General features: G+C 36.0%; 12 protein-coding genes. 10 read left to right on the top strand and 2 right to left on the bottom strand.

What is annotated here, in order from left to right; genetic code table 11:
• The first annotated feature begins 172 nt into the window (after nucleotides 1–172).
• Nucleotides 173–886 carry a DUF4241 domain-containing protein gene (locus EO114_RS01040; RefSeq protein WP_127061031.1) on the top strand — a complete coding sequence of 238 codons (714 nt, stop codon included), beginning with the start codon at nucleotides 173–175 and terminating at the stop codon, nucleotides 884–886.
• Between the two features lie 178 nt (nucleotides 887–1,064).
• Nucleotides 1,065–1,538, top strand: coding sequence for a DUF2004 domain-containing protein (locus EO114_RS01035; RefSeq protein WP_127061029.1), 474 nt, complete (start codon nucleotides 1,065–1,067; stop codon nucleotides 1,536–1,538).
• A gap of 85 nt (nucleotides 1,539–1,623) precedes the next feature.
• On the opposite strand, the gene EO114_RS01030 is transcribed toward EO114_RS01035, so the two are convergent.
• Both EO114_RS01030 and EO114_RS01025 read right to left on the bottom strand, forming a co-directional pair.
• Entirely contained in the window at nucleotides 1,624–2,568 is a 945-nt protein-coding gene (locus EO114_RS01030; protein WP_127061027.1) for an ABC transporter substrate-binding protein, read from the bottom strand.
• Between the two features lie 74 nt (nucleotides 2,569–2,642).
• On the bottom strand, nucleotides 2,643–3,614 hold the full coding sequence (locus EO114_RS01025) for a sirohydrochlorin cobaltochelatase (protein WP_370447299.1): 972 nt from the start codon (nucleotides 3,612–3,614) through the stop codon (nucleotides 2,643–2,645).
• 341 nt (nucleotides 3,615–3,955) lie between these two features.
• Here EO114_RS01025 and EO114_RS01020 point away from each other — a divergent pair, with 341 nt between their 5' ends.
• The 8 genes from EO114_RS01020 to EO114_RS00985 all read left to right on the top strand — a co-directional run bounded on the left by EO114_RS01020 (nucleotide 3,956) and on the right by EO114_RS00985 (nucleotide 26,246).
• Nucleotides 3,956–9,112 (top strand): TonB-dependent receptor domain-containing protein, encoded by a 5,157-nt coding sequence (locus tag EO114_RS01020; RefSeq protein ID WP_206168656.1) that lies wholly within the window; start codon nucleotides 3,956–3,958, stop codon nucleotides 9,110–9,112.
• A 422-nt stretch (nucleotides 9,113–9,534) separates the two neighbouring features.
• Entirely contained in the window at nucleotides 9,535–14,781 is a 5,247-nt protein-coding gene (locus EO114_RS01015; protein ID WP_127061020.1) for a TonB-dependent siderophore receptor, read from the top strand.
• A gap of 426 nt (nucleotides 14,782–15,207) precedes the next feature.
• Entirely contained in the window at nucleotides 15,208–20,463 is a 5,256-nt protein-coding gene (locus EO114_RS01010) for a TonB-dependent receptor domain-containing protein (RefSeq protein WP_127061018.1), read from the top strand.
• Between the two features lie 458 nt (nucleotides 20,464–20,921).
• Entirely contained in the window at nucleotides 20,922–22,130 is a 1,209-nt protein-coding gene (locus EO114_RS01005; protein ID WP_127061016.1) for an ATP-binding protein, read from the top strand.
• A gap of 68 nt (nucleotides 22,131–22,198) precedes the next feature.
• Nucleotides 22,199–22,627 carry a YbaN family protein gene (locus tag EO114_RS01000; protein ID WP_127061014.1) on the top strand — a complete coding sequence of 143 codons (429 nt, stop codon included), beginning with the start codon at nucleotides 22,199–22,201 and terminating at the stop codon, nucleotides 22,625–22,627.
• Nucleotides 22,628–22,873: 246 nt separating this feature from the next.
• Nucleotides 22,874–23,626 carry a type I 3-dehydroquinate dehydratase gene (aroD, locus tag EO114_RS00995; protein WP_127061012.1) on the top strand — a complete coding sequence of 251 codons (753 nt, stop codon included), beginning with the start codon at nucleotides 22,874–22,876 and terminating at the stop codon, nucleotides 23,624–23,626.
• Nucleotides 23,627–24,202: 576 nt separating this feature from the next.
• On the top strand, nucleotides 24,203–25,666 hold the full coding sequence (locus tag EO114_RS00990) for an anthranilate synthase component I family protein (RefSeq protein ID WP_127061010.1): 1,464 nt from the start codon (nucleotides 24,203–24,205) through the stop codon (nucleotides 25,664–25,666).
• Nucleotide 25,667: 1 nt separating this feature from the next.
• Nucleotides 25,668–26,246 carry an aminodeoxychorismate/anthranilate synthase component II gene (locus EO114_RS00985; protein ID WP_127061008.1) on the top strand — a complete coding sequence of 193 codons (579 nt, stop codon included), beginning with the start codon at nucleotides 25,668–25,670 and terminating at the stop codon, nucleotides 26,244–26,246.
• Nucleotides 26,247–26,262 lie beyond the last annotated feature (16 nt).

Genomic DNA, 26,262 nt, shown 5'->3' with positions numbered 1-26,262 from the left:
GTGAAGCAGATATGTTAAATGTTTCCTTATTTGATAAATTGGCCACAATGCAATCCTCATTGAAAAAGGTTTAGAACAAAAAAAAGAATGATAGAACTTAGGATTCTATTTTTAAAATACGTGGTGAAAGATTAGGAATAGGGTAGAACGATAAATTTTTAAAGGAGTATATATGAATACAACAAAAGAATGGATTGAAAAATATGAAACAGTAAAACATTTATTAGTTGCCCCTATGAACTATGCAGAAGTTTTTGAAAAAAATGAAATTCATGGAAAAAAATTATTTGTTTTAGAAATGGGAGAAATCATATTTCCGACGGGAGAACTTTTGGTAAGAGATCCTTTGGTTTGGCTGAGTAGAGCAGAAAAACCTTATTTAACCAAAGTACCAAGAGGAAAGTATAGCATTGAAACTTTGGTAGTAAAAATCGAAGAAGAACACTATCGTTATGTACTTACAAGAGTAAAATTTAATGAAAATAAGCCAGTGATTTATTACGAAGCTTTAAAAGGTGATGAAAACCTAGAAGGTGTAGATAGTGAAAGTATTTTTGGATTTATGGTTGATGCAGGATTGGCAACTATAGTTGATGTAGAAACAAGAGATAAATATTGTGATTTTGTAGAGAAGTGGTATAAAGAAAATACTGAAAAAAATATTTATAATGATTTTTTTGCAAAGGAATTTAAAGAAAATGCCATGAAATATCCAAAATTTCAAAGAGAAGATGGAGACTGGATAAACTTTAAAATTCCTAATACAGATTTATCAATTCCTATGATTCAGTCTGGTTTTGGAGATGGACAGTATCCTGTATATTTTGGGTATGATGAAAAGGGAAAGCTTTGTGATATTGTTTTAGAGTATATACCGATAAATTAATTTCAAAGGGGGATATATGAACTATTTATTAAATAAAGAAGATTTTATTTTATATGAATCTAAGTTTTCCCGAAGAAACTGTAGAAAGTATTATCCCTACACTTGGAATTAATGCAGAAAATGGATAGATGTAACAAGTTAATTTATAGAATAAATAAAAAGTGTAATGAGGTAGAATATGGAAAAAATAAAACATGAATTTTTTGGAGAATTAGATTTAGTAAATGGATTAGACGATGGTATGGGATTTAGTAACGATGTTGTTGTATTGTGGGAAGAAGAGGTAAATGGAATTAATACAACACTTTGGTATGGTAAACCAGCTAAAATCACAACAGTATTATTAGATAATTTTACGAAATTTTTACAAAATTTTGGTGAATATAACAAAAAAGCTAGAAAAGTAATAGGAGAATATCTATTAGAAGATAATACATATATTACATTTCATAAAGAAGAATTAGAACTTGATTTACCAGAAGATGTAAATGGATTTGTAGAATGTATGAAAGTTACGAATATTGGATTATGGACAGATGGAGAGAATGTAATGATTGTAGATTATATGATTTCTCCAGAAGAAAGTGATGAAATTTTAGCTGTTAAATTTGATGATAGTCTTGATATTATAGATATTTCTTGGGAAAGTTAAAATTTAAAAAGCAACAAGATAGCAAATTAAAATGCATGCTATACAGTATATAGGTTGCTATATACGTTAGCATGCATTTTATCGTTTATAATTGTACTTTCACACCATAGATAATATTGACTAATTCAGCCATAGCTTCTGGTGTTTCCAAGCCAGGATTCAATAAGAACCATTGGGATGGTAAGAAGATGACTTTGTCATTTTTCACAGCTTGTAATTGATTCCAAGCTGGGTTGCTAGTCATTTCTTTGGCAAAGGTTGCATTGATTTCATCCTTTTTACCCATGGTAACAACAAGGATTATGTCCGGGTTATCTACTGTTAATGTTTCTAAGGAATAAGGCACTGTTTTAGAAGTTACATTATCTTTTAAATGTTGTTCGACAACATTGGTAATGCCTAATTCACGAACCATAGACGCTGTGATTGCTAGAGGAGTTTCGGCTGTTACCGATTTACCGGTAGCTCGTAATACAGCGATTTTGACAGGTTTATTTTTAGGGACAGCAGCTTTCACAGTATCGATTTTTTTATTGTAATCTTCGATGACAGATTTGGCCTTGTCTTCTGTATGGAAAATATTGCCCAATAATGTTAATAATGGAATATTATCATTGATTCCATCATAGTTAATCAAAATAGATGGAATGTTATTGCTATCTAGTTGCCCTTTGAATTTTTCATGTTGGCTAGGTAAGCCTAATACTAAATCAGGATGTAGACCAACTAATTGTTCCATATTAGGATTGGCTGTATGGCCTATGCTTGGTAATGATTCAATTTCACTAGGTAATTTTTCGTTACTTTCAACACGAGCGATGGCTTTGCCACCTACAGCATAGATCATTTTAGAAATAGAGTTAGATAGGGCTACCACCTTGGATGGGTTAGCAGGAATTGTGTAGGACTGATCTTGGTAAGAGACAGTGCGAGTTGTTTCTGTTGTAGTAGGACCTGTTTTTGCGCATCCACCTAGTAACAAAGAAGTGGAAAGTAGAACAGCACTACAAATTTTTAAATATGTTTTCATTGTTTATTTCTTTCAAATAAGGGGATACGAAACGTATCCCCCTAAATTTTAATACTATACTATTGTGATTGCAATTATTTTACTAATGCATCATATGCTTCGGAAGCACGTTCAGCAAAAATATCACGAATTTGTTGGTTTTCACCAGCACCATGGATGTAAGTATCTACAGTGAAGCCTTCTTTCATAAGGATGCTTTTGTGTGAATCAGGTTCGTCACCAGCCATGTCGTTGTTTGCATGGTCACCAGCCACCATCATTAATGGCATTAATGTAACGTGTTTGATACCTTTTTCTTTCAATTGAGGGATAACTGTTTCAAGGTTTGGCCATCCTTCAACTGTGTAAAGGTATGTATTTTGGAATCCCATGGAATCGATACGATCTTGGATTACTGCATAGTACGCATTAGATGGATCTGGAGTACCATGAGCCATGATCAATACAGCAGAATCTTTTGTTTGGATCATAGGGAATTGGGAAGAGTATGCTTTTAATGCTTGTTCAATATCATCGCGTTGTTCTTCTTGGCCCATCCAGTACATTAAAGGTAAACCTAATGTCATTTTTTTGAAATCTTGTTTATGATGGTTGAATACAGCACCAGCATAGTTATATTCCATGCCTGGAATCATATTTAATGTTGTTAAAGCAACACGAGTGTATCCATCAGCTTTTAATTGGTCTAATGCTTCTTCTGGAGTAGGGTATGTAATACCTTCATGGGCTTTAATGCGATCAATAATAATATGGGATGTAAAAGCAGTTACAACTTTAACATTTGGATGTTGTGCTTTGATTTCATTGATAGTAGCATCAATTGTTTTTGCACGAGTATCTTTGAAAGTAGTGCCAAAGGACATAACTACGATAGCATCTTTATTCATTGCGTTTTTCATCATTGGATTTTCATATGTGCGAACACCAATGGAAGCAGCTTCTTGTAATGCTGGAGTTGCATCTTTTACTTCAGAGTTTAACATGTACGCCGCATCAGTAGATTGAGAAACGCCGAAAGCTGCAGTTACTGCTAATGCCGCAATCATAGCGCTTTTAGAAAAGAATTTCATAATAATTCTCCTTACCTAAAACTAGAATATACCCAAAAGCATGAATCTTTATTTCCCTATTCATACTCATTTATTATTATATTCCTAGCTGTGATAAGTGTCAATGAAATATAAACATATAATCATGAAAGTTAGATATGATTAAAGTATATTATCATGAACTCATCGTCTAAAATATAAATATAATTTTACAATTCGTGAATCAAATGGAGCATTTGAAATCCATATGGAGTAGATGGGATATTTGATTAGGTCTATAATACAAATGATTAATGTTATCAAATTTATTTGTATTTATAGGAAGATGGTGGAATGCTATGCATTATTCTAAGCCGTATCAGAAATGTTTACTTACTGGTGCAGTCATGAGTTGGATGGCTTGTTCTTGGTATCTACTTGGTGGATTAGCACCTGTACAGGCAGAAGGATCTGTGTTTGTTACAGCAGACCGTGCACAAGAAGAAGCAAAATATAACTCTCAACAAGTGCAAATCATTACTAAAAAAGATATTGAACAAAAACAGGCTAAATCTGTGGAAGATATTGTATTTACACAAGCTGGTGTGAGTCGTACAGTGGACAGCATGGGTCGTGTCGGTGTATCGATTCGTGGTGCTGAACCTCGTCATACATTAATTCTTGTAGATGGGCAGCCAGTGATGGGTGAATTTGCAAAATACCAAGGTCAAGGTGATGAATTACAACGACTAGGTACAGAAAATGTAGAACGTATAGAAATTATCCAAGGCGCAGCCAGTGCAAAATATGGATCCGATGCCATTGGTGGTGTTATCAATGTCATCACGAATAAACCAAATAAAAATGCGAATATCCGTATCAATGGTGAAAGTATTCGTTCCCGTGGGGATCAAGGTTTGTTCCCATATAGTAACTTCTTTATGCGTGCTGACTCTGGCCAACAAGGTAAATTACGTGTGAATATTCATGGTAGTAAACGTGATATCGTTCCTGTATATGCAGCGAGAGAAAGAAAAGAAGTTCCATTTGGTAATGCAGCTGTCAATGAACAATTTCCTAAAAATTCCTTAAGGTATTACGGAACAAACTCCAATTTAGGATTGTCTGCGATTTATGATGTGAATCAAAATAATTCATTTACATTTACAACAGACCGTTATAACGAAGATTTAGAACGTTTTGTAAAACGTACAAACTCCGAAGATGAACCACAAGTTCATTACAAACGTGATTTAGATAGAAATAAAAGTAACCTTTCCTATGCAGGACAAGATGAAAAAAGCAATTGGAAGGTTGAATTAAACTATACTCGTACAAAAGAAGATGATGTAACCTTAACAAGTGAGTATGGTCGCAGTAATTATGAAGGTAAAAACACATTGAACTATGTGGACAATGTGGACCATAAACAATGGAGCTTTAATATCACTGGAGACACTCAAGCCAACGATAATCACTTACTTTCTTATGGTTTTGGATATACTACTGAAAGTGGCGAAGGTAGCCGTCTAAAAAGTGCACCTCATACATGGGTTAGAAATATTGATCCATGGGACTATGATAAAAGTTTAGCTGTAAAACATGGTAAACCAGAAAGTACCATTTATCGTCATTCTTTCAAAGAAAATAGTGATGGCGTATTACAATGGGATAAAGAAAAAGAATGGTATGGCTACGATCATACAGATAAAACGAGTGTGCCAGAGTTTACTTATGAAGATTTCAAAAACTATTTAGACCCAGAGGCTAATCTAGACCCTGCTGCATTCCATGGACTTGTGTATAACTCTGGATATACACCAAACAATATGGAATCCCGTAATCCAGAAGCATTGAAACGATTCAAGGCATTCAACGATAAATTAAATGAAATTCCGTACAATAAAGAACTGATTGCTAAATATGGCCCAGGTCATCAAGGTACTGAAACCATTGATGGGGTCAAACCACCTGTAATTAATAAAGATTATTTAGCTTTATTCTATTACATGGAAGATCCATCTTTCAAAATTGTACGACCTCAATTTAATGGCGGTCATTTCAAAGATGAATACAATAAACGTATCAATCAGCAAACCATGGGTAGTGCAAGATTACGGAAACAACATTTCTTCTTGCAAGATACATGGCAAATCAACAAGGATACTCTGTTACAACCAATTGTACGTTTAGATCATAGTGATTTATTCGGATCTCATATGACGTTCAATATGGGTGTTACACACAATGTAGGTGGCAATGCCCATCGTCGCTTGAAAGCCAATGTAGGAACCAGTTACACAGAGCCAGGTATGGGTGAACTATACTATAACTGGGAAATGTTTGGACCTACGGTAACGAATGTGGCTCCATTGTCAGGTGGACGTGCTCGCTTAGGTTGGTATTGGATTGGCAACCCTACATTGAAACCGGAAACGTCAAAAAATATAGATATTTCCTTTGAAGGAGAAAATAAAAATACCTATATGAAATTGACGGCTTTCCGTAATCAAATTCGCAACTATATGACCATTGCTAATACTGGACATTTAATGGATTTCTATCCATATCTTGATGAAAGCACTTATTTCGGAGCTACAAAATATGCGCATGCACCAGATATGCTTTATACATTCCGCAATATCGGAAAAGCTCGTGTCAATGGTGTTGAACTAGAAGTGAAACAACGGTTGAATGACCATGCGAAATTAAAAGTAGGTTATACATATTTAGATGCAGTGAATAAAACGAATCCAGATATGCCAAAACGATTGTTGGACAAACCAATGCATAAACTCGATTTAGGATTGGAGTTAGAAGATAAAGTAAGTGGCTGGAGTGGCAATATTTGGACTGATTACTATTATGGTATGTTAGATAGTAACTCTGTTGCTGGCGGTGGTAACTATATTACATCACAAGTAAATCCAGAAAATAACGATAAGTCTATTATCACGTACGAGTTCAATACGAAAAAAACAGCGGATATGTACAAGAAGAAAACCTATGGTATTTGGAATATGATTGTACAGAAAAAAATCGATAAAGATTCCCTTGTTTACTTTGGCATGAACAACCTATTCAACCATCGTGATGATGATTTTGCTCTACAAGGACGTCAGTTCCGATTTGGTATGAACTTAAAATTTGGTTCCGATGGTTCTAGTACTTCTAAACATACTGATGCGAAGGCTGTAGCAATGAATGGAACAACTCCAATCACAGAACATGGTGTATCTAAAGCTCAAGAAGCTCTAACGCCGTCAGTATTAGAATCTCAATTTGACCAAAATCGAGAAAAAGGGGCTACTGTAGTGGGAGATATCCGATTTGGTGGTGACAGTCACTTAGGCAGTGATAGACCAGCAAACCGTGTGACAGCAGTAAGTTCAATTAGCGATGGAGCATTGAAAAACTTACAAGATAAAAATGAACATGGCTTCCATAGTCGCTTACGCTTAGGTGTGGATGCTCGTGTGGGCGATCATACGAATGTAAAAGTAGTAGCTACAGCACAAGGTCAAGAAGGCGTCGATGCATCGCATGTCACAACAGGGTCTAAAGGACTTTCTCATAGCCGTTTAGAAACAATAGATGTCACAAACCATCATGCTAAATGGGATTTCAGTGTCGGTCGATTGACTGAGAAATTTGGTATGACCGGCTATTGGTTTAATAAGGAATTTGATGGACTACGCAGTGTTTGGACTAGCGATAAAGATCAAGTGCGTATTGGTTATGGTGATTTCCGTCATAGTACAGGTATTGAAGATTCTGCATACACCCATGCAATTTTCACTAAATTCAAACGACCTCCAACTGTGGATGAATTCGTAGGAACAACCTTTGATTACACGGGTCTTTCTGAAGAAGATAAAAAATTAGTAGGTGGTGCAAAAGTTGAAAAAGTCGTGAAGGATGCACCAAATACAATTAATTTCTATCAACAATTGAAAGCCTTACAAGGGGATTACAAATCACTAAGTGAGAAAAAAGAAGAGTTTGCTAGTGAACTTGCTACCTTGAAAGATGAAATGGACAACGAATACATTGCTGATACACCTGAAAAGAAAGAGCAGTATCGCAAAGATATTGAGGCAAAAACAAAAGAACTTCAAGAAGTTAGCACTAAACTAGATGTTAATATCGATGCCCAATATGATGTAGTATCTCGTATGCAAGAAAATGTGCTTAAAGCCTATGGTCATGATAAAGCTTTTAAAAAATATAATTTAGCTAAAAAAACAGAAGAAGAAATTACGATTCCGATTAAGATGCCAGAAATAACTTATAGACTAACTGGCAAAGAAAAAAGCTATAAGTATGATGATGATGGTGAACTAGTATATGGGCCTGATGATCAACCTGTAGTGGATGGTCCAGACAGAGAAAGTTCTTTCACTAAACCTATTAGTCCTAGCGGTGCTAATTTAGAGAACCCTATCTTTAAATTAAAGTTAACTGATATGAAAGTTCTGGGAAATAATAAGAAAGAATTTTTAAAAGAATGGTTTAAATCGAATAAAGAAGCCATCCTAAAAGGTTATCAAGAGCAAGCAGAAGCGATTGCTAAAAACTCATTTAATGCAGGGGTAGTAAAAGTTGAGGCAGAGAGTAGCTTGTTAGATAACATAGGCGATAAACTTTATGAAATGAATTACCTTGCTATCGGTACTCCTGGTGAATCATCTATTGCCAAAACATATGAATCTGGTATGTATCCATATCTTGTGGCGAGCTACTTCAATGAACTAGTCAACGCCCTAGAAGCGACAGATGGACATAGTAAATTGCCAAGAGAAGCTTTCATTCCATACACTGGCGCTATCATTCCAGCAGAAGGCATTGTATTACAACGTGATGTCATTCCACCGATTAAACGAGCTGGTTATGTACAGTTACGCCATATGGTTGGTAAGCAATTAGGCCTTACTGCTTGGTACTTGCGTTCCATGGGTAATGATACAAATACAGTACAATTTGCTAGTGGCTTAGGTACATCAAGTACAACTTTCAAAGGTGTGGCTAATGTAATCGGTATTGGGGCAAAATATAGTACAGGTAATGCATCTGTATCCTTTGACTATGGTCAAAACAGAACTGACTTTGGTCGCTTTATGAATGGACGTACTGTGTATAACTATGTTCCAGGTAGTATTAACTTTACACCAACTGGTCGTGCTATGGGTGGAAATCCAAGCTTCTGGGTAGTGCGTTTTGATATAGGTCAATCTGATTATAAACGTGCAGGAAGTTGGAATGGTTTCATCGATTATAAACGATTTGATCATGGTTCCTTCTTTGGTGGTAATGGTAGTGGTTCTGTTCCAGATCGTTACTTAGATGGTATTAGTAGCTTTACTGTAGGTGGTGGTTACGTGCCTCGTAAAGATTTCTTACTAGAAGCATTCTACACATTTGATGCGAAAGCTATTGGACAACGTGATACATTGTATGGTGGAGAAAACTTTAAATTAGGTAACTATACAAGAATTCAAGGAACATATAAATTCTAATACTATTTTATTGTATACATCCATGATGTAATGTAAAAGATTATTTTTAATGCCTAATGAGTGCGTATCTAGTGCTCATTAGGCATTTTATGTATTGACACTCATATGATCTTAAAATAGGAAGGACTATAATACTCTTTAATGAATCTCCTTAAAAGAGTGTGTAATGGTTATACGTATATAAGTAGACTTATATGTACCCTTCGTTGATCGATAGAAATATATGCTAATAAACCTAATTTATATACCTATTACATTATAAAATGAGAAATATTTACAAAAAACATAACTAAATGGGCTAATTGAAAACCTTTCGGAGTGGATTTGATAGATAAATTAGTATAAAATTAAAGCAAAATGATATTTTTTGTCATTTGTGTTATTATTTGTGTTAATTTTTTTGTATGTAGGAGTAGATTGCCATGACGACAAATCGTAGAAAGCAACAGAAATACTTCATGCTATCATGTGCGATTGCTACATGGATAGCGCTACCAGGTTTAATGTATTCCAACTCAGTACAAGCTGAGGGGTCTGTATATGTTACAGCTGATAGAGCTCATGAAGAGGCTAAATATAACTCACAACAAGTGAGCATTATTACTAAAAAGGATATTGAACAAAAACAAGCTAAATCAGTAGAAGATATCATTTTCACTGAAAGTGGCGTATCAAAAACTGTAGACTCCATGGGTCGTGTGGGTGTATCCATTCGTGGTGCAGAAGCCCGTCATACTTTGATTTTAGTAGACGGTCAAGCTGTATTAGGTGACTTGGCTAAGTTCAGTGGTGCAGCTGATGAAGTTATGCGCTTAGGCACAGAGAACGTAGAACGTATTGAAATAGTACAAGGTTCTGCCAGCGCTAAATATGGATCTGATGCCATTGGTGGTGTTGTTAATATCATCACTAAAAAAGCGGCTAAAAAACCAACAATCCAAATCAATGGTGAAGGATCTCGTGCAAAAGGTGGAGAAACTGGCTATGGTAATACTAATTTCTTCTTGCGTGCTGATTCTGGACAAATGGGTAAAGTACGTGTAGCTATCTCTGGTAGTAAACGTGATATTTTACCAGTATATGCTACAAAAGAAAGAAGAGACACAGGTGATAAATTAGAAGGAGACTTCAAACCTAATGCACTTCGTTTCTACGGTGATACTTCTGATATTGGTTTTAATGGAATTTATGATATTAATAAAGAACATAATATTCAAGTACGTTTAAATCGTTATACAGAAGACTTACATCGGGAGGTTAAAAATAGTACGTCACCAATGGAGCCTCAACGTCATTTTAAACGTGATAGTAACCGTAATACATTAAACATGATTTGGAATGGTCGTGGTGGTGCCAGTGACTGGAAATTAGAATTAAATCATTCTCGTATTAATGAAAATGATGTTTCTTTAATTAACTATGCTGGTCGTTCTCAATATGAAGGTAAAAATGAATTAAAATATATTGATAATGTAGATCATCGCCAAACAGATATCCGCTTCAATGCAAACTCTGCTATTGGGGATAAGCATACTTTGAGCTGGGGGATTGCACAAACTAAAGAAACAGGTTCTGGTAGTCGACTAAAAAGTTCACCTAATGTAAAAACTCGTTATATTGATCCATGGGATTACGATAAAAACTTATTAGTAGCAGGTGTTGACCGTTTGCAACGTAGACCTGGTGACAATAGTTTGCGTCTGTATTCTCATATTCATGATTATAAATTTAAACCAAGTAAAGAAGGTTTACCTATTTGGGATAAGGATTATGAGTATTATGGAGCTGAGAAAGAAAGCGAAGCACCACCTATTTCATATGAATATTATCGTGAACATGGTTTGGATAAATCTCCGTATGCAGATGTAGAAGTTCCTTGGTGGTCTAGCGCTACAATGCCTGAAAACCCATATGAAGCTTATGGTATGACGGATGAGTATTGGAAAAGATGGGTTAAGTTTGAAAAAGAGTTAAAGGCACAAAACCCAGATTTAGCTAAGGCTCAAGCAAGTAGCTTAATTAAAAAATATTTTGATCAAGGTGAATCGCTTGATCCTGGACAAAGAGAAAGAGCTCCCCAATATAATGGTGTGAAATTTTTAGAAAAATATCGTGAACGTGATCAACGCATCACAGAAGGTGAAGGTAGTATTAAAAAAAGTAATTACTACTTATCTGATGCATGGCAAGTAAACAATGATTTATTAGTTCAACCAACGCTTCGTATCGATAAGAGCAGTTTATTTGGAACACACTTCTCTTGGAATTTAGGGGCTACCTATAATCTTAACTCCAACGCTCATCGTCGTTTAAAAGCGAATATCGGTACTGGATATTCTGAACCAGGTATGGGTGAATTATGGTATAACTGGGAAATGTTTGGCTCTAACCCAGTAGCTCAAGGTGTAGCTAAAATGGGATGGTATTGGGCTGGCAATCCAAATCTTAAACCTGAAACTTCAAAAAATATTGACATTAGTTTCGAAGGGGAAGGTAAAAATGATTATGCCCGTTTCGGCCTGTTCCAAAATCATATTACGAACTACATGTCCGTGTACTATACAGGCAAGTTACAGGACTGGGCACCTCAGTTACGCGACGAAGATAAATGGATGCAAGCACCAGATTTAATCTACAGTTTCAAAAATATTGGCAAAGCCAAAGTTACGGGGGCTCAAATTGAGTGGAAACATAAAATTGGATCTAAATGGAGTACTCGCTTTGGCTGGACTCGCTTACAAGCATTGAATAAATCGGACCCAACAATGCCAAAACATTTATTAGATCGTCCAACCAATAAAATTGACTTCGGCATTACTTATGAAACTAAAAAATGGAATGCACAAATTTGGGCAGATTATTACCATAAGATGTTAGATAGCAATACGCAAAAAAATAGATCAAACTATTGGATTGGACGTATCGATGAAGATAGTGCTATTTACAATGTCTCTAATCAATATGAAGAAAAATCATTTGGTACATGGAATGCCATGGTACAACGTAAGTTTGGTAATGATTCCTTAGTGTATTTCGGCGTTAATAATATCTTTGATCATCGTGATGATGATAGAGCTACGCAATCTCGCGTATATCGTTTTGGTGTAAACCTTAAATTCGGTGCAGGCGGTGACAGTAAAGCTCAAGATGCCAAAGGTCAAGGTTCTATCGGTGCTACTGGTGTAAATGGTACAACTCCTATTGCAAAAGTTCATGTAGATAAAGCTATAGCTACTGTGAATGGCGATGATATGGGACGTGAACATCAATTCTTAGAAAGACCATTTGATGCTAAGAAAGAAAAAGGAACTGAATTTATTGGCGATTATCGTGCACGCTTAATGGCACATGGTGGTTCTGAACGTCCACAATCCTTGTACACAAGTACTTCGTATGTAGGAAATGCTGAATATAACTTAAAAGATCAAAAAGAGCATGGGTTAGAACAACGTATTCGTTTTGGTGTAGATGCAAGAATCAATGATACTACTAATGTAAAAGTTCTTGCTAGTGCTAGTGGAAATCACTCTGTAGATACAACATCCACTACAATTCAATCTAAAGGTCTGAATAAACAACGATTGGAAAACTTGGACGTAACAAATTCTAATGGACGTTGGGATTTCTCTATCGGTCGTTTATCTGAATCTATGGGTACCACAGGTTATTGGTTTAATAAAACGTTTGATGGCATTCGTGCTGTTTGGACAGATCAACGTAATCAATTCCGTACGGGTATCGGCTCTTTCAAAAGAAGCACTGGTATTACAGACTCTGCGTATAGCCATAGCACATACTCTACATATTTCAGAGCTCCAACATTAGAAGAATTTATTGGTTTAAATCACTTGTATCCATACGATGTAGATAAAGCGATGTATGCAGATAAATGGGGCGTTGTAGATAAAGTAGATGGTAACAAGATTCCTGGTGAAGGATCACCAATGGAAACGTACTTGAAAGACTTTAAAGGTAAAAATGATAACCTATACTTCTTAGAACAATTAGCTGATGTAGATGCGTCTATGCCGAATGCGACGGATGCTGAAAAAGATGCTAAAAAAATAGAAATCCTTCAACGTATGGCGAAAATTATAAATGAAGCATATCCAGAACTGTTAAAAGATAAAGTGATTAGCTACAGAATGGAAAAAGAACCTGAATCTATGTTGATGTTCTATGAGGTAGAGGATGCTAATCATAATACAGCCTTGCTACAATTGAAAATGAATGGTTATAGTCATAACATTACGTATAGTGAAGACAAGATTCGTTCTAAAGATTCTGATGCTGAAAAACAATTCAAAACAGAAAAAAATAAAGTATTGTATGAATTGAAAGTAGTAGAAAAAGAAGCGCTGAATAAAAAATTAGCAGCTCCTTTATCAGATAGTTCTATTTTAGCGCCTGACTATATTGACAAACATAAAGCGCAGTTAGAAGAAGGCTATATGGCAGCTGCTGAATTATTAGCTAAAACAAATTGGAATGAAATCTATCTATATGATAGAGACTATAGGAATTCAGCTTTAAAAGATATGGAAATCTATAAGATGGAAGGTGACCATTATAAAAAGATATCCTCTTGGTCTTCTGAAGCAAATAAATGGTCTAATCCAGTAAATGAGTATAAGTTCAAACGCGTGGTTAAAGTTTTCAAAAACGGTAATTATGAATCTCCTAATGGATATAAAATGAATTCTTACGATGTTGCAGAAGAGTTAAAAGGTGGCAACTTTAAACCAGAAAAAAATGAGTATGGTGATAACACATTACCTTCTATTGCAAAAGAATATTTAAAAGAACTATTAACAGCAATAAAAGACTCTGAACAAGGTAATACATTGCCTCGTGCAGCCCTAGAAAAAGTTGTGGGCAAACCAGTTAAAGTAACAGGGTTAAAATTAGAGCGTGATAACATCCCTGCTATTGATAAAGCTATTTTTGCTCAATATAAAACGCAAGTTAATCCGCGGTTAGGAATTCAAGCATGGTTCTTACGTTCCTTGAATAATAATGAACATTCAATGCAAGCTGGTCATGCAAAAACTAAGATGCTTACGCACCGAGCTATAGTAGGACATACAGATGAGTGGGACCCAAAACCTATTTACGGAGATGTAACATCTGAAGTGCCAGATTTAGCTAATGATACATATACATCAAAACGATTGGCTAATATCTTTGCCATTGGTGCACAATATCAAGTCGGTGATAATGCTCTTATCTCCTTAGATTATGGTTTCAACCGCAGTGATTTCGGTCGCTATATGAACGGACATACAAACTTTGATCATGTACGAAATACAGCTGACTTTACAGTAAAAGGTCACTCCATGGGTGGTACGCCACACTTCTGGACAGCTCGTCTCGACATCGGTCAATCTGATTACACAAGACCTGGTAGCTGGAATGCATTTATGGATTACAAATACTTTGCTCATGGTTCCTTCTTCGGTGGCAATGGTACAGGTGCTGTGCCAGATCGTTACTTAGATGGTATCCGTAGCTTTACATTGGGTGGTGGCTATGTTCCTCGTAAAGACTTCTTAGTTGAGGCATTCTATACATTCGATGCAAAAGGTATTGGACAACGTGATACTTTATATGGTGGAGAAAACTTTAAATTAGGTAACTACACTCGTATCCAAGGTACTTACAAATTCTAATTAACAACAACATAGTATTTTGCTGAAATTACATGCAATGATAGCTAAGTGTATATATATAACAGTTATTTATTGAATAAAAAGTGAAATACCTATAGGAAAAGCTATAACTTATTTGAGGTATATACTCAATTAGTTATAGCTTTTCTATATGTTATGAAGCTAGCCTATCTTACCTATTCAATAGACAAAGCTAAAATAATACTAATATTTTTTTGTTAACATGAACAATTATTGCAGTTTTATGGGAATTTATTTATTAAATAGTAAAAATCAAAAAATTAATTAAATAATTCTTAAAATGTCGCAATGGATTAGTTAGAAACTTTTTAGAGTAGAAAAAGATTATCAATACAAGGTACAATAATAGTAATTTGACTTATTTTCTCATTATTAAGAGAGTTTTGTTCTAATAGGAGGATACCAATGACAAGGAAAAGCGAAGCAAGAAATAAATATTTTATGCTTTCCTGTGCCATTGCTACATGGGTTGGGGGCGCAAGTTTTTTAGTTCCGACTGTAGCACATGCAGAAGGATCTGTATATGTTACAGCGAATCGTGCACAAGAAGAGGCGAAGTATAATTCGCAACAAGTGCAAATTATTACTAAAAAAGATATTGAAGCTAAGCAAGCTAAATCTGCTGAGGATATCGTATTTAGTGAAACTGGTGTGAGTCGTACTGTAGATGCTATGGGTAGGGTTGGTGTATCCATTCGTGGTGCAGAACCTCGTCATACATTAATTTTGGTAGATGGTCAGCCTGTGATGGGTGATTTGGCGAAATATCAAGGTGCAGGCGATGAATTGCAACGTTTAGGTACAGAAAATCTAGACCATATCGAAATCGTTCAAGGTGCTGCTAGTGCTAAATATGGCTCTGATGCTATGGGTGGTGTTATTAACGTTATCACGAATAAACCACGCAATAAAGCAGGTTTACAATTTAACTTTGAAGGTATTCGTGAAAAAGGGAATAGCGATATTCTACCTTTTAATAATGTATTTGTGCGAGCTGACTCTGGTAAAATCGGTAAGGTTAAAGTGAATATCTTCGGTAGCAAACGAGATATTATGCCAATCTATGCTAGTGAAAGTCCTAGACAATCTGCACTAGGAGCTGATGATACTGTTGATCATGGATTCCTAAAAAATTCTTTACGGTATTATGGTACAAATGCCAATGTAGGTGTGGCTAGTATTATAGATATGAAAGATAATCAAACGATCAGTATGAAGCTAGATCGTTATCGTGAAGATTTAGAGCGCTATGTGAAAAATAGTGATTCTTTCATGGTGCCACAAATGCACTATAAACGTGACCTAAATCGTAATACAATGAATTTGACCTATGAAGGTAGAGACGATGTTTCCAATTGGAAAGCGGAAGTTAACTATACTCGTACCAATGAAAACGATTTAACGTTGAGCAGTGACTATGGAAAAAGTACCTATGAAGGTAAAAACACTTTAGAATACACAGATAATATTGACCACAGACAATGGAATTTTGGAGTTTCTGGAGATATCCAAGCTAACGATAATCACCTAGTATCCTATGGTGTTGGTATGTCTCGTGAAACAGGTACAGGTAGCCGTTTGAAAAATGCACCGCATACCTATGTGCGTGATATAGATCCATGGGATTATGATAAGAGCTTATCTGTAGATCGTAATGGTAATCCAAAATCTAATATTTATGACTATTCTTTCAGTAAAGGCAAAGATGGCATTATCGAACGAAATAAGGAAAAAGAGTGGTACAACACAGATAAATCCAATCCAAACAGTAAAGTACCTGAGTTTACCTATGAAGATTTCTTGAATTATAAAGAGAAGTTGACGGAAGGAGATCCGGCAAACTCTCAAGCTTGGATTTTTGGAACAACAGATAATACATTAAAGAAAAAATATCCTGAAGCTTATGCCAAATATATGGAGTTTGCTGCCACATTAATGGCGGAAAATAAAGCAGCCATTGATGAAAATAATACGACAGCAACTAGTTGGAGAGATAGAATTTATAGCTCTGATGTAGAAAAATTACCATTGTATTATTATGATAAAACAGTACATCCTAAACTCAGTGCTATCATCAAATTAAATGGTGCAACTTTCAAAGAAGAAGAGAACAAGCGTATTAATAAACAAACGGTTGGTACTGGTACTATTAATAAACAATACCTATTTGTACAAGATACATGGCAGTTAAATAAAAACACGATGTTAACTCCAATTGCACGTTTAGATCATAGTAGCTTATTTGGTTCTAACGTATCTTTCAATATGGGTTTAACTCATAACTTGAATGGAAATACACATCGTCGTTTCAAAGCAAATGTAGGTAGTAGCTATGTAGAACCAGGGATGGGTGAGTTATTTTATAACTGGGAAATGTTCCCATCCCATATAACAGCGTTTAGTTTAAATGGGGGTCAAGCACGATTAGGTTGGTACTGGCAAGGAAATCCTAACTTAAAACCAGAGAAATCTTTAAATTTTGATGTCTCTATTGAAGGGGAAAATAAAAATACTTACAGTAAATTGACTGTATTTAGAAATAATATTAAAAACTATATTACTGCTTATAATACAGGCCATGTGTTAGATTTCCACACAGATTTGAACGAAAATACTGAACGTGGTATCTATAAATTCTTATATGCACCAGATATGGTTTACAGCTTTAAAAACATTGGTAAAGCCGAAATTACTGGTCTTGAATGGGAATTAAAACAAAAACTTTCCAATAAATGGAAAGCTCGTTTTGGATATACATTCTTTCATACAGTGAATAAGAGCAATCCAGATATGCCACGTCAATTGTTAGATAAACCGGCACATAAAATTGGTATTGGCGTTGACTATGAAGATGAAAAAACTGGTTGGTCTGGTAGCCTTTGGAGTGACTATTACATTAATATGTTAGATAGTAACTCCGTATCTGGCGGTGGCGGATATATGACGTCTGGTACAGCCTATGAAAGAGATCCAATTATAAAAGCTATTGTACTTGATCCTGTTACAAGAAAAGCTAAGAAAATAGAAGGTAAATCTGAAATTTCCTACTCTGGATCTGACCGTCGTACTAGCGATATGTATGAACGTAAAACATATGGCATTTGGAATATGATCGTTCAAAAGAAAATCAATAAAGATTCCCGTGTATACTTTGGTATTAACAACTTATTCAACCATCGAGATGATGATCGTGCTTTGTCTACTCGACAATTCCGTATGGGGATTAATTTAAAATTTGGTGCGGATGCGACTACAGATAAGAGTCAACCAAATATGGCGAAAGTGGAAGTGAAAACACAAGTGGTAGACCATTTGAATACTTTCATTCATCGTGACTTTAATGTAGATAAAAAAGCCGGCGTTGAGGTTGTTGGTGATTTTAGAAATCGTTGGGATAGCCATTTAGGCTTTGACCGCCCGACTAGTCGTGTAACAGCTACAAGCTATATTGAGGATGATGCAGCAGATAACCTTCGTGATGAAAATAACCATGGCATCACATCTCGAGTAAGAGCCGGTATTGATGCACGTATTGGCAAAGATGTAGATGTACGCGTGATAGCTAGTGCCAGTGGTCAACGTGGTGTAGATACTGATCACCAATTAAAAGTGACAAAAGGATTCAATCATCAACGTATTGATGAAGCGACAGTAACTAAACATACCAATAAATGGGACTTAACAGCTGGCCGTATGACGGAACCAATGGGCGTCACAGGATATTGGTTTGGTAAAGAATATGATGGTGTTCGCGGTGTTTGGACAAATGATACAAAACAAGTTCGTGTGGGCTACGGTGATTTCTCACATAGCACAGGTGTAACAGACTCTGCCTATACACATGCGATTTATAACTCGTTTAAACGAGCTCCAACTGTTGATGAATTTATGGGAGTTAAAACTAGCTCAGGTGGCGGTAATGAAGAACTTAATATTGAAAATGCTGGAGATACCATTGGATTCCATAAACAGTTAGAGGTTATAAAAGAAGCCGAGAAAAAAGCAGTAGAAGCAGCTACAGATGTTATTAATAATGCGGGAGAAGAAATAAACTCTAAAATTGATGAGATAACTAATGAATTAAATACATTTAAAGAATCTAATGCTTACAAGGAATATAACGATAAAAAAGTTGATTTAGAGACTAAGATTAATAAGCTTAACGATGACATTGAAGTGGGAGACCCAGAAGGAGATCCTGAGTGGGGAGGAAAACCACTACCTGAAGATGAATACAATGCATTGCTTGAAAAAAGAACGGAATTAGTTAAAGAGCAGTCAGATTTAAAAGTAAAATATAAATCTGTGATTGATGAAGAAAATAGATTTATAAGTAAACGTAATGATTTAGAGAATAGTAAAGAAGATAGTAAAGAAGCGAAAAGAAATGAAATACGTAAGCCATTTATAGATAAACAATTTGAAGTTTTAAAACGAATGACTGATTTAGCTAATCAAGGATATAGTGGTGCTTTATCAGAAAAAAATAAACTTAGAATTGAGATTCCTGAAGTCAAATTACCAGTATTAGAAAATGGCAATATAGATGAAAAAGTTTCTGTGGATCCAACTGGGTACTTAAGTGATAAAGATAAAGCATTATTTGATATACCATTAAATACTCCAGGGTTATTAGACAATGGTGGTATTACATATCTGACAAAATGGTTTGATACTAATAAAGATAAAATAGCTACTATTTATAAATCAGCTACAAATAAATCTATAGTACTTGATGATCAAGCGATTAGTAACTTAAAAGAGCGTTTTATTTATGAAAACATTTATAAAGCTCATTCTGGTCAACGAGGTTTGTTAACAGGAACTTCTAATACATATTCAAGAATGGTAGTATCATTTTTTGATAATATGAGAAAAACTTTAACAGAAGCTGACCACTACAGTAAACTTCCTCGTGAAGCATTAGGCAATGCAACTGGTAAAGTGATTCCAACAGAAGGTGTTATCATCCAACGTGATGTGATTCCTGCGGTTAAACGTGCTGGTTTTATCCAATATCGTCAACAAGTAAATAATAAATTAGGTGTCACAGCTTGGTACTTACGCTCTACAGGCCATGAAAATCATACTGTACATTATACAAGCGATAAAGGAAATGAGTCTCGCAGTTTTGGTCGTTTAGCGAATGTATTTGGTTTAGGCTTAAAATACCAAATTGGTTATAATACAGCTGTATCTTTCGACTATGGTCAAAATAGAACAGACTTTGCTCGCTATATGAATGGTGGAAGTATCTATCAATCTACAGCAGGTAAAGTATATGATAATCCAGCAGGTAATCCTCAGTTTGAATTGAAAGGCCATAAAACAGGTGGTACTCCACACTTCTGGGCACTTCGTTTTGATGTAGGTCAATCTGACTATCATCGTCCTGGCAGCTGGAATGCATTTATTGACTACAAATACTTCGGACATGGCGCTTTCTTAGGTGGTAATGGCACAGGAGCTGTACCTGATCGTTACTTAGATGGTATTCGTAGCTTCACATTAGGTGGTGGCTATGTACCAACGAAAGATTTCTTAGTAGAAGCATTCTACACATTCGATGCAAAAGGTATTGGACAACGTGATACATTATACGGTGGAGAAAACTTTAAATTAGGTAACTACACTCGTATCCAAGGTACGTACAAGTTCTAAGATAAAGGAATAGAAATCTTATAGATATTGGACTATACCTGTGTATAACTGCATAGGAAGATAGACAGGCATTCAGTACATAATGATATACCGTAGAGGATAGTTAACGATACAAGTTAGCTATCCTCTATTACCATGCTATGTGCAACAGTATAGCAGCATAGGACTGCGATCTATCTAGAGGCAAGGAATATTCTCAGCGTATCCGAAATTACATCGAGATACAGTGACTACATTGAAAAAAAAGATTGCATTGAGATACAAAGATTGTCTATTATAGAATAAAAGTTACATCAGAATGCAAAAAGTAATTTATTTAAAATAAAGATTGCAATCAAATGCAATCTTAGTTAAAATTATAACAAAGATTGCATTGTAATGTATTTTTGTAATATGCTGAGAGTATGGATAACGCTTTCATTGTATTGAAGAGTATCACAAATGATAGAGGAGTAGACATGAAGCTAATTAATAGGGAAAAGTACATACAGTTTCTGAGAAATCACAGAGAAAAACGTGTTATAAAAATTGTGTCTGGCGTGCGCAGATGTGGTAAATCAACTCTATTTTATCTCTTTCAACAAGAGTTACTACAAGAAGGGGTAAATGAAAATCAAATCATCGCCATTAACTTTGAAGATTTGGAATACAGGGACTTAACGGATTATATACGGTTGTATGAATACATAAAATCCAAAATAATTCCTAATCAACAAATGTATATATTTTTGGATGAGGTCCAACATGTGCAAGGGTTCGAACGTGTGGTAGATAGTTTCTATATTAAAGATAATGTAGATATCTATATTACCGGATCTAATGCGTACTTTATGTCTTCAGAAATGGCTACATTATTAGCGGGTCGATATGTTCAGCTAGATATGTTACCTTTATCATTTAAAGAGTTTGTTGAAGCACACAAAGAGACAACGAATCTATCTTTGAATGGTTTGTATCGACTATTTGTAGCGCAGAGTGGTTTTCCAGGGACACTAGAATATGCTGGTCATGATGAAATGCTACGTACCTATTTAGAAGGTATAGTCAATTCTGTAGTGTTGAAAGATGTTATGACGCGCTTAAAGGGAAGCGATATTTTAATATTAGAAAGTATTATTCGGTATATTGCTGCCAACGTGGGAAGTTTATTAACACCTAAGAAGATAGCTGATTCTCTTACTAGTATGGGGAGAAAGGTAGATAGTCGTACTGTAGAAAGGTACATAGCAGCACTGAGAGATGCATTGTTAATTTATGAAGCGTCTAGATTTGATGTGCGAGGGAAAGAATTGCTTAGATTATATTCTAAATTTTATTTAGTTGATCCTGGGCTGAGAATATTTTTCATACCTAATACAGGACGAGATACAGGTCACATTCTTGAAAATGTGGTGTATTTAGAATTATTACGCCGAGGCTATACGGTTCATGTTGGTATCCTAAAAAATGGTGAAATAGATTTTGTAGCTCAGAAACATGGACTATTTGAGTATTATCAAGTGAGTCAAAGTGTGTTAGATCCTACCACATTAGACAGAGAACTAACGCCTTTATTTGAGGTGAAAGACTATCATCCGAAATTTTTGCTTACTTTGGATGAGATTAATAGCAATGCATCTTATGAGGGAATACAACAAAAAAATGTGATAGAATGGCTATTGGAATAGGGATTTTAAATATGGAATAAACGTATTAGAATATACGTATTAGAATATACGTTATATAGGGGTGACAAGTGAAAGAAACAGTAACAAAAGAGTTACAAGAACCAACGGGTGTGATTCGTTATATTTGGATTATATTAGGTGCTATTAGCTTTGGCTTAGGGTCTTTGGGAATTGTATTGCCATTATTACCAACGGTACCGTTTTATTTATTTGCCGTATTTTGTTTTGCTAGAGGCTCTAAACGATTCCATGAGAAGTTTGTAAACTCTAAGCTTTATGCAAATTATGTAGAACCTTTTAAGAATAAAAGTGGTATGCCACTACGCACTAAGATTAATATTTTAGTGTCTGTGTCTATTTTATTAGGTATTGGGGCTTATAGTATGCGCAATATGCCGGTGGCATTGTATGTTATGGGAGCAGTGTGGATCGGTCATGTCATTGCCCTTGCGTTTATTGTGAAAACGGCACCACCTGAACCTAAAGCAGAGCAATAGTTATTTTAGTAGTAGTGCAAGTGTATCTTGTTTATATAGTATTGAATAGGATATGCACATACGGATAGAATATTTATATTAGCCAAATCATGAATGAACTCTCATCGTGATTTGGCTTTTATAGTGTTGTGCTTATGTGGTATAGTAGTAGCTATACATATGTGTAAAGATAAATTGGTCATTGGGTGTATTAGCAGTGATACATGGCTGTGTCTATGTATAGATAATAATTAGGAGCGGAATACTATGAAATTAAAGCAACAAGGGCCTATACAAGGAGAACGATGTGGTATTTGTGTTCCTATTGTAGGACCGACAGTAGAGGATATACTTTCACAAGTGAAAGAAGCAGTGCAAGCAAAGGTAGACCTCATCGAATTGCGCCCAGATATGTGGATGAAGTGTTCCAATATATCTGAAGATGAGTATATACCAACAATAGTAACATTCGTTAAGGAAGTGCGTTCTAGAGTTGTAGATATACCTGTGTTGTTTACATGGCGCACAATAGGTGAAGGTGGAGAAACGCCGTTATGTAGTGATAATTACATCAAATTATTACAAGCGATTGTGGATCAAGACTTGGTACAAGCCATCGATGTAGAATTATTTGCCTACACAGTGGAAATGGGTAGTATCATGAAACAAGCCCATCAGCAAGGGATGCAAACGGTAATGAGTTATCATAACTTTCAAAGTACGCCAGATATAGAAACATTACATGTCTACGCAGAACGCATGGTATCTGTGGATGCACAAGTGATTAAGTTTGCGCTGATGCCAACCACAAATGTTGATGTACTATCCGTATTACAATTTACAAAAGAATTAACGGAACGGTATCCACAGTTGCCACGGATAACCATGTCTATGGGACAATTAGGACAGATGACACGCACTTGTGGACATGTGTTTGGGAATTGTTTGACCTTTGGCACACTGGGACAAGCATCAGCGCCTGGACAGGTAGAGGTGGCGGTTTTAAAACAACTAGTATAAGGTAAAGAATGAATGTGATAGTAAATTTATTTTACAAACTACTATACTATGGCATTAAAAAAATTATTTTCTGCTACTCTGCATTATAAGGAGTAGATATGAAATAATTAGTTTTTATTCTTTACATTTACTTATATATAGAGTCTATCTATAGGATAGACAGAATACTCTATAAAAAATTATAGAAAAAATGTTACTATTCAGTAGACAAATGTATTTTAGTGTGATAATATTTGTTACATAATTTAATACTCGCCTACGAAACCGATGAGGTGGAGATAAAAATAGAACGTGCACTTCCAGAGAGTGGGGGTAGCTGAGAGCCCCGCAGAACGCAGTCTATTAAATGGACCACCGAGGGTATGGGGAACGGACAATTGTCCTAGTATAGCATAACGTGTCATGAGCGTTAATCGTGAGGGATATGATAGTATCCTGCAAAGGGGAATGCATGCATTCAAACAAGGTGGTACCGCGATTTATATGAATCTTTCTGCGCATTCGTGCAGTTATTTGGCATATGAACTCGTCCTTGACGTATAGTCTAGGGCGAGTTTTTTTATTGCAGGAGGATTTATGAAACCATCATTAGAAAGCGTAAAACAATTAGGACAAGGGTACGACATTGTACCGGTTTACGTGGAATTACTGTCGGATATTCGCACACCTATTTCTGTACTGAAAGCATTAAAAAAGGTGAGCGCTCACACATTCTTATTGGAAAGTGCAGATAACACCCATCACTGGGGGAGATATTCTTTCCTAGGTTACAATCCCTTGTTAGAAGTGACATGCAAAAACCATACGATGACGATCAAAGGAGATATGACACGTACTTTCACATGTCATAATCCAGCGGAAGAAATTCGAACTATTTTAGGCCAATATAAAAGCCCTAGGGTAGAAGAATTGCCAACTTTCACCGGTGGATTTGTGGGATACTTCGCTTATGAATACATCCGCTATATAGAACCGACCTTAGATCGACATATCAGTGATACAGATACGAGCATGGTTAATGATGTAGACCTTATGCTCTTCGATAAAGTGATTGCTTTCGATCATTACAAAAATAAAATCTATATCATCGGTCATGTGCGTACAGACGATATAGAACGCAATTATGAGCGGACCCAACTGGAATTACAAGCCTTAGCAGACCTAGTGAAAGAAGGCGAAGAGGCGCACATCGAACGCGGTGTATTAACAAGTGAATTTTCCTCTGAGTTTACTTCCGAAGAATACCAAGAGGTAGTACGAAAAACACAGCATTACATCACAGAAGGAGATATTTTCCAAGCCGTTGTATCGAACCGTCGAGAAGCAAAGTTCAAGGGGAGTTTGCTTAATGCATACCGTGTATTAAGAACGATGAACCCTTCTCCATATATGTTCTACATGAGTGGTACGTCTGTGGAATTAACTGGGGCATCTCCAGAAACACTGGTGAAATTACAAAATAGAAGCGTCTACACATTCCCTATTGCAGGCACATTGCCACGGGGCAAGAATGAAGAGGAAGATAGAGGGCAAGAGGCTAAGCTAAGTCAGGACGAAAAAGAACTAGCGGAACATAATATGCTTGTCGATTTAGGCCGTAACGACATTGGTAAAATCTGTGAGTTCGGATCCGTTCAAGTAGAAGCGTTACATCAACTACAACGATTTTCTCATGTTATTCATTTAACAAGTACTGTGAAAGGAACCTTACGAGAAGAGTTTGATGCCTTAGATGCCATTGGCGCTACCTTGCCGGCAGGGACTTTATCGGGAGCTCCTAAAATTCGTGCCATTCAGATTTTACAAGAATTAGAGAAAAGTCCTCGTGGTGTCTATGGCGGTGCCGTAGGGTACTTAGATTTTTCTGGCAATATGGATGTGTGTATTGGCATTCGCATGGCTATGGCAAAAGAGGGATATGTCTTTGTTCGGTCTGGCGGTGGCATTGTGCGAGATAGTGTGCCCGTGAATGAATACAATGAAACGATCCACAAGGCACAGTCTATGGTGACAGCCATCACATTGGCGCAGGAGGTGTAACATGGTATTACTCATCGATCATTACGACAGTTTTTCTTTCAATATTTACCAACTAATTGGTTCTTTAGTGAAGGACATTAAAGTCATCCGCAGTGACGAAATGACAGTGAAAGAAATCCAAGAGCTTTCACCAGCATGTGTGATTCTTTCACCAGGAACAGGACGACCAAAAGATGCAGGAGTGTATGAAGAATTACTGGAAACATGCCAAGGGCAGTTTCCTATCTTGGGTATCTGCTTGGGCCATCAGGCCATGGGCGAAGTGTTCGGAGCTACTGTAGGGTATGCGAAAGAAGTGATGCACGGGAAACAAAGCGTGGCTACCCAATGTTATCCATCCATACTATGGAAAGATATTCCTCAAGAATTCCCCGTAGCACGGTATCATTCCTTAGCAGTGCTAGAAGATACCCTAGGAGATGAACTGGTGGTAACAGCTCGTACAGCAGACGGAGAAATTATGGCCATGGAACATAGGACGCACCCGATGTATGGTGTGCAATTCCATCCAGAGTCTATTTTGACACCGCAAGGAACGCAAATGGTAAAAAATTTCTTAGAGCACCATACTATTAATTAATTGATGGATTATGTGA

Origin of the sequence: Veillonella sp. 3627, assembly GCF_003992195.1 — a bacterium.
GTDB lineage: Bacteria > Bacillota > Negativicutes > Veillonellales > Veillonellaceae > F0422.
The sequence above is the reverse complement of the archived record's forward strand: the minus strand, read 5'-3'. Positions and strand labels throughout refer to the sequence as shown.

Coding starts and splice junctions, on each gene's coding strand:
- EO114_RS01030 (WP_127061027.1), bottom strand. CDS start 2,568: ATGAAAACATATTTAAAAATTTGTAGTGCTGTTCTACTTTCCACTTCT.
- EO114_RS01040 (WP_127061031.1), top strand. CDS start 173: ATGAATACAACAAAAGAATGGATTGAAAAATATGAAACAGTAAAACAT.
- EO114_RS01005 (WP_127061016.1), top strand. CDS start 20,922: ATGAAGCTAATTAATAGGGAAAAGTACATACAGTTTCTGAGAAATCAC.
- aroD (WP_127061012.1), top strand. CDS start 22,874: ATGAAATTAAAGCAACAAGGGCCTATACAAGGAGAACGATGTGGTATT.
- EO114_RS01035 (WP_127061029.1), top strand. CDS start 1,065: ATGGAAAAAATAAAACATGAATTTTTTGGAGAATTAGATTTAGTAAAT.
- EO114_RS00990 (WP_127061010.1), top strand. CDS start 24,203: ATGAAACCATCATTAGAAAGCGTAAAACAATTAGGACAAGGGTACGAC.
- EO114_RS01010 (WP_127061018.1), top strand. CDS start 15,208: ATGACAAGGAAAAGCGAAGCAAGAAATAAATATTTTATGCTTTCCTGT.
- EO114_RS01020 (WP_206168656.1), top strand. CDS start 3,956: ATGCATTATTCTAAGCCGTATCAGAAATGTTTACTTACTGGTGCAGTC.
- EO114_RS01025 (WP_370447299.1), bottom strand. CDS start 3,614: ATGATTGCGGCATTAGCAGTAACTGCAGCTTTCGGCGTTTCTCAATCT.
- EO114_RS00985 (WP_127061008.1), top strand. CDS start 25,668: ATGGTATTACTCATCGATCATTACGACAGTTTTTCTTTCAATATTTAC.
- EO114_RS01015 (WP_127061020.1), top strand. CDS start 9,535: ATGACGACAAATCGTAGAAAGCAACAGAAATACTTCATGCTATCATGT.